This is a genomic window from Helicobacter valdiviensis (assembly GCF_003245365.1).
Classification (GTDB): Bacteria; Campylobacterota; Campylobacteria; order Campylobacterales; family Helicobacteraceae; genus Helicobacter_D; species Helicobacter_D valdiviensis.
In genome coordinates this window covers 1-840 of sequence record NZ_NBIU01000105.1, presented here as the reverse complement: position 1 = coordinate 840, position 840 = coordinate 1, and the positions used below count along the sequence as shown (strand labels likewise).

1 protein-coding gene is annotated in these 840 nt (G+C 33.0%); it reads left to right on the top strand.

Going from position 1 to position 840, the window contains the following annotated elements; translation table 11 throughout:
- Positions 1–840 (top strand): hypothetical protein (locus B6S12_RS10730; protein ID WP_111230735.1); only part of this gene is annotated, 840 nt, incomplete at both ends.

Here is an 840-nt window from a genome sequence, read left to right as displayed (position 1 = left end):
AAACTCCCCCTACAAAGATTATAAACCAAGATATTTAGATCCTAACTTTTATACAGGAGAGAGATCCACTCTTTTAGAATTTAGAGATTGGCAAAGCATTTATTTAAAAGATCCTATCAAAGGAGCCATAGCTCCTTGGACTAAAGCAGAAAAAGCTTATTATAAATCCCTAAAGACTAAAAGAGAAAGATATAAATATCTAGTAATAAGAAGTGGTATAAGAAGCACTGTTATAGATATACCTTATGATGCTATAGGAGCTGTAGATGAAAAAGGAAATGTAGATCCTAAATATGAAGATTTATATAGAAAAGTAGATGAAAATAAAAATAGTTTAAGATCAAGTTTGTTTCATAATGAATGGGGAATAGCAGCAGGAATACTGGGTGATTATAAATATCTAGCCAATGATATGTCTCAAAATGGTTTTAATGCAAGATTTATCCAAGCAACTATACTTTACATACAACTAAGTGGAGGAAGCAGTATATTAGATAAACCTAATTTATTGGGTGCCATTTATGGCTATGCAGATATTGCAGTAGGTAGTGGTTTAGTAGGAGTGCATAAAAATCCTTTAAGAGAACAACAAATTAAAACTCTAGCCAAGACTTTAAAGCCTGATGAATTTGGTATGCTCCCCTTTATAGATGAAATTATGGGAGTGGATTGGGTGATTGATTATAATAGGTATAGAATTGCTCGCGATGAATTTGGAAGCATGTATAAAGCCCTAAGAAGTGATGTGGTTGAGGGTAAAATAAAAGATCCAAGAGATGTGGATTCTACTTATGAAAGCAGAAGGGAATTTGATCGTTATAGGGGAGGGTATTACAATGG